Annotated in this window: 1 protein-coding gene; it reads left to right on the forward strand. The window is 59.6% G+C overall.

Features of this window, described 5'->3' with window-relative positions:
* Window positions 1-94 precede the first annotated feature (94 nt).
* A protein-coding gene (locus HV796_RS42455) for an IS3 family transposase (RefSeq protein ID WP_175233577.1) occupies window positions 95-1305 on the forward strand; the annotation gives its coding sequence in 2 pieces (ribosomal slippage) (window positions 95-413 and window positions 413-1305; 1212 coding nt in all).
* The last annotated feature ends 31 nt before the right edge of the window (window positions 1306-1336 follow it).

A 1336-nucleotide genomic window follows, 5' to 3' on the forward strand; every position in this document is an offset into this window, starting at 1 on the left:
TGGAACAGCCCCCTGAAAGTCCGGACACAGTCTCCCACTTACAATAGCGGGTAGGCATAAGACTGTGTATATGACTAACAACAAGAACGAAGTGATGGAAGTGTTGACGGGACCTGAGCGCCGACGGCGCTGGTCAGCGGAAGAGAAGCTGGCGATGGTTCGAGAGACATTCGAACCGGGCAAGACAGTTTCGATGGTGGCACGGCTGCACGGCATCAACCCGAATCAGCTGTTTCAATGGCGCAAGCTGCATCAGGACGGCAGCCTGTCGGCGGTGAGTGCTGGCGAAGAAGTTGTGCCAGCATCTGAACTGAGCGACGCGCTGAAGCAGATAAAGGAGCTACAGCGCCTGCTGGGCAAGAAGACCATGGAGAATGAGATTCTCCGGGAAGCCGTGGAGGTGATGAAGTCGCGAAAATGGATTGCGCGCTCACCCTCATTGCCGGGGGACGACCAGTGAAGCAGGTCTGTGACGTTCTCGGTGTAGCGCGCTCGAATATGGCGGTAAAGCTCACGCGGCCCGCTGACTGGCAGGACGGCCGCAGCGCACGGAAAACGGATGATGCAGGCCTCGTCGACGAAATCCGGTTGTTCGTTGCTGACTTGCCGAGCTACGGTTATCGACGCGTCTGGGGCCTGTTGCGAAGCGAGCGGGAATTGCGATGTGAGGCTCCGGTGAATGCCAAACGCGTTTATCGCGTGATGCGCGTGCATGATTTGCTGCTTCACAGGAGGCCAGCGCGGCCGCGCATCGAGCGGCGGCATGACGGCAAGGTGGCGGTGCTGAAGAGCAACCAGCGGTGGTGCTCCGACGGATTCGAGTTTCGCTGCGATAACGGCGAACCACTGCGTGTGACCTTCGCGCTTGACTGCTGCGACCGCGAGGCCATGAGCTGGGCCGCGACGACCGGCGGTCATAGTGGTGACGTTGTGCGTGACGTCATGCTGGCGGCTGTCGAGCATCGCTTCGGGAACGTTCGGAAAGCGCCCGCGCAAATCGAATGGCTCAGCGATAACGGCTCGGGCTACATTGCAGAAAAGACGCGCGCGTTCGCCTCGGACATTGGTCTGAAGCCGCTCACGACGCCCGTGTGCAGTCCGCAGAGCAACGGCATGGCAGAAAGCTTCGTGAAGACAATGAAGCGCGACTACGTCGCGTTCATGCCCAAGCCTGACGCTTTGACCGCTGTACGCAATCTGGCCGTCGCGTTCGAACACTACAACGACAGGCACCCGCATAGCGCGTTGAAATACCGCTCGCCGCGCGAGTTCCGACGTAGGACCGATTCATCAACCTTAGTGTGAGATGGTGTCCGGAAGTACGGGGGCAAATCCA

Source organism: Paraburkholderia humisilvae, from assembly GCF_902859855.1.
GTDB classification, from domain to species: domain Bacteria; phylum Pseudomonadota; class Gammaproteobacteria; order Burkholderiales; family Burkholderiaceae; genus Paraburkholderia; species Paraburkholderia humisilvae.